Source organism: Candidatus Neomarinimicrobiota bacterium, assembly GCA_030743815.1.
GTDB lineage: Bacteria > Fidelibacterota > Marinisomatia > Marinisomatales > S15-B10 > UBA2146.
In genome coordinates, this window is sequence record JASLRT010000100.1 from 1 (window position 1) to 4,081 (window position 4,081).

Consider the following 4,081-nt stretch of genomic DNA (forward strand, 5'->3'; position numbering starts at 1 on the left):
AGATCTAAGTTACCGGTTTTTCGGCTCATCGGGAGATTTGATATCCAGCGGTTCGGTAACACTCTTTGACTCTCCTCTTCCAACACAGTTTGCTCTGCATCAGAACCATCCTAACCCTTTCAACCCGGTTACCACCATAGCCTACGACATACCCGAACCAACCTATGTGGAAATCGCTATCTATGATTTACTGGGCAGAAAAGTGAGAACACTCGTGAGTAAAGAAATGTCGCCAGGGTTTCACTCCGCCGTCTGGAACGGAAAGGACGACAGGGGCCGCCTGGTAGCATCGGGAATGTTCATCGTCCGGATGACAAGTAATTCATTTATGAACGTCAGGAAGATGCTGATGCTGAAGTAGATTGAGGCGGTCCTTCGCAGAGGCTCAATACCTAAGGGCATATTGTAGCTTAACGAGTATCTGACTGGAGTCCAACTTCCACCCCTGCCCCATAGTATCGAGCGCGTTGTAGTTGTACACTACGAATAGATCACCGAGAGGGTGGAAGGTCCATCGAAGCCGGATATTGGTGCCAAACTCACCGCTCTCCCGCTGGTACTGACCCAGAGAGCTGACTTGGAGATCCGGGGAAAAGTTGACCCGGATTCGAGCACCGAGAACCTCTTGGACGAAACCGCGGGCCGGCATCGAACCGTCGTTACGTGTACCGGAAAGCTCGAAGTTGATGAAGTCGGAGAGGTTGATCGCTACCCGGAGTGACAACTGGCTCAAGTCGCCGTCGTAGAATGGGCCGAACCACCACGAGACGCGTCCGCTCACCAGGCGCTTGCTCGCCAGATCCAACTCCAACCGGTAGCGCACCCAATCGTAGCTGCCTACCGGGATGACGACGCCCTCGGAAATTTCAAACGGTTCAGGAAGCTGTTCCCCCTGAGGCTGGATGTTGAATTCGAAGCGATCACCGCTTTCGAAGCGGACGTTCAACGGTGCGGTGAAGATGCGATAGCTCTCAATCTTCCCTGACATGTCCCAGGCAAAGATGGGTACCAGCTCAAAATAGAGGTTTCGAATTACCGCCGCCGGAGACCAGAGCCGGTAGTTGATTCCCAAATTAGCCAGGCGGACACCCTTACGAGGGACGAAACCCAGCGACGGATCAAAATCGACACCGATCTGCTTGTATGAGACCCAAAGATCCCATACGTCATTGGGATAGTCCACGATGATACCATACGCCGTCCGGTCTCCTTCCAGGTCCTTGCGACCTGTCGCCAGTCCCCATCCGCCCACGATCAGGTTTTTCGATTTTAGAAAGCGCGAGGTGTTTAAGATAAGGTCCGCGCCAACAGTGTAGCTCCCTGTCCGGCCAACCGGATCCCCCAACGTGGCCAGTAATCCGGTGCTGGATTGCTCCAAAATGTTCTGCTTCACCCGAAATGTTCCCATAGTGGTACCGTCCACCAGGTTTTCCACGGGGCCTGTGCTGGCGACTAATCCACCAAAGTTGGTCCGTCCTACCCTTCCGCTCAACTTTCCTCCGCCACGGATGGGGACCTGCTCCCCTTCATATAGCCCTATGCGTCTAGTGAAAAGGGGGGCGATGTCCGGTCTGTGAAACGTGGTTAGTCCGGCCCCGAAGTCAAAAATATCTGCACCCTCGAGAAAGAAAGTCCGTTTTTCAGGAAAGAAGAGGGGAAAACGAGTCAGATTGGTGCGGCGTGTATCCACTTCCGTCTCGCCAAAATCGGTGTTCACGGTAAGCACGGCGGTGGCGTTGGATCCAATCCGCTGAGTCACGTCCAAGCTCGGCTCTGCACCAACAACTCGACTGCCGTCCGGCTCAACCATTTGCATCTCGCCGACTAGGGAAGGTCGAACCGAAAGTCCCAAACCGCTGTCGAATGTGGGAAGATCCGTAATGAGTCCTGCCCGATTGGTCTGGGCGAAAAGGGCGTCTCTCTGAGGACTGGCCCAGCGGCTCACTTCCAGAATTCGCTGGATCCGTCGCTCCACGTTGAATCCCCAGGCATCGAGGGAGGCATCGAAAGTGAGACTCTGGACAGGAATCCGTATCTCGGCTGTCCATCCCTCAGGCGTCCGTCGAGTATTGGCCTCCCAGACCGCGTCCCAACTGGAGTTTTCTCTCGTCCCCTGACCGGCTACCAGGGCATCGTAGCGAGCACCAGCGGGATTGATGGCAAACACAAATCCCGACTGGCCATCCTGAAATGGGTCAACAATAATCTTGATGTGGTCTTCAGACCGGAGCCGACTGTCCCGGGCTTTGGAATAGCTGACGATCCCCGCCGGATTGTAGTCGTATGCCCTAATACCTATATAGAGGTTCCGAACGTCGGCCATGACCCGGATCTCGGTGGCAGCGGTGGGCGGCTCTCCTTCTATCGGCTCTATCATTGTCAGCGGACCGAGGGGCGTCCCCCGCCCCCATGAACCCTCGTCCAGAACACCGTCGATACGAACCTCTTCCTCCACACGTGCCACGATGCCACGGGGGCGTTCCTGGGCCAGTGGTCCAGTTGATGCGGAGAGCCCCGCATAGAGGGTGATCAGAAAGAGTCCAAGGCGAAGTGCCTGCGGGGGGGAGAATCTAATTCCCGGGCTCAGTAAGTAGATTATTTTGAGCATGATCAAGCAGATGATGGCTTCGCGGGCGAATCCTCAATATACGTCCAGACCTGTCCCAGAACGAGACCACCGGCACTCCCTCCCCTGATTAGCTTATCCACATCCAGTGAATCATCACTCCTAAGAATATTTAGGAGTACAAGCTACATAGGGAAGCAAGTGCGAGTCAACTATAGAGAGAAAACCCGTCAGGGAGACGGGCTTAAAAGAGCGGAGAGGACGGGATTCGAACCCGAGGTACACACGTGAACGCACACACGCTTTTCAAGCGTGCACCTTTAGGCTGTTTTACCGATGAGCAACCTGTTCTTCAACATACATAAGTGACCGATAAAGGTGTCCGAATTGGCTATTTTCAGGCTGTTTTACGTATGATGGGAAGTCGTCTTCCAACCGCTTGAGTGGAATATTACAGTACCGCTCATTTGCGTTATCATTTCAGCTTGATAAAACCAAAACTGTTGTTTTTCATCGTCCCGTAAGTATCTGAATCAGAGAATATAATAAATCCACCGTCATCGGTAACGTCCATATACTCCCCGGCATTGTGTCCGGAGCGTTCCCCATAGACACTCTCCCATTCCTTGTTGCCGAGAGAATCCGTCTTCACGAGATAGGCCAGCCAGAGATCAGAGGGACCCATCGCATGACCAGCGGCCGAATACAGATGCTCGTCCCCAGAACCTCCTATGATGGTAAAACCGCCATCCGATGTCTCTTTAACACCATACGCTTCGTCATGGATGTAGCGTGGATCGTAGCCTCGGGGCTGACCAAAGATGCTGTGCCACGCCTCGTTCCCCTCAGCATCTACCTTCATCAATAGATAGTCCCAATTGATCACACCATAGGAGCGGGTGTGCCCTGCAAAGACATAGTCACCGTCGGATGTGCGGGCAAAATCATAACAATGCTCGGATTTTGGTCCTCCAAAGTTACGCGACCAGAGTTCCTTACCGTTCGGATCTGTGACAACCATGCAATAGTCATGGTTCTCAGCCCACTCGTCCTCAGCGTTCAGATTCTTTAATATCGTTCCACCGACGGCGTAACCCTCAGGATGCTCATAGGCCATCATGCCCTGGGGAATGGATTCAAGAATCGTTTCCCAGATAACGTTTCCGTCGAGATCCAGCTTCAGGAGCAAACCCTTGCCGTCCATGGCCAGGAAAACTGCACCGCGGTTAGCACTGTTTGAGTAGCCTGTCGCCAGCAAATGGCCATCACCGGTCAATGTAATCCCCTCGATAGCGTCCGCCCTGGGATGCGGGTAAATGCGCTTCCAGATTATTTCACCTTCGGCTGACAGTTTGATGATAGCACTTTCCTGTTCTCGCTTCACCTGCATGGAGCCCCCGATATAAAAATGTCCTTGGGCGTCCTCACAAACGGTTGCTACTGTTTCATCGCTGCGTTTGCTCCCGATGAATTTTTGCCACTCCAGTTGCCCCTGCGCATCTGTTTTGACGATGA

Annotated in this window: 3 protein-coding genes; 1 reads left to right on the top strand and 2 read right to left on the bottom strand. The window is 53.5% G+C overall.

Translation table 11 applies throughout. The annotated features are described in order from the left end of the window. The coding region (locus QF669_08465; protein ID MDP6457465.1) for a FlgD immunoglobulin-like domain containing protein at positions 1-361 on the top strand (361 nt) is incomplete at its 5' end. 24 nt (positions 362-385) lie between these two features. Here the strand turns inward: QF669_08465 and QF669_08470 are convergent. Both QF669_08470 and QF669_08475 read right to left on the bottom strand, forming a co-directional pair. Next, positions 386-2,608, bottom strand: a complete 2,223-nt coding sequence (locus QF669_08470; protein MDP6457466.1) for a DUF5916 domain-containing protein — start codon at positions 2,606-2,608, stop codon at positions 386-388. Between the two features lie 433 nt (positions 2,609-3,041). Then, on the bottom strand, positions 3,042-4,081 hold a 1,040-nt coding region (locus QF669_08475), incomplete at its 5' end, for a hypothetical protein (protein ID MDP6457467.1).

Coding starts and splice junctions, on each gene's coding strand:
- QF669_08470 (MDP6457466.1), bottom strand. CDS start 2,608: ATGCTCAAAATAATCTACTTACTGAGCCCGGGAATTAGATTCTCCCCC.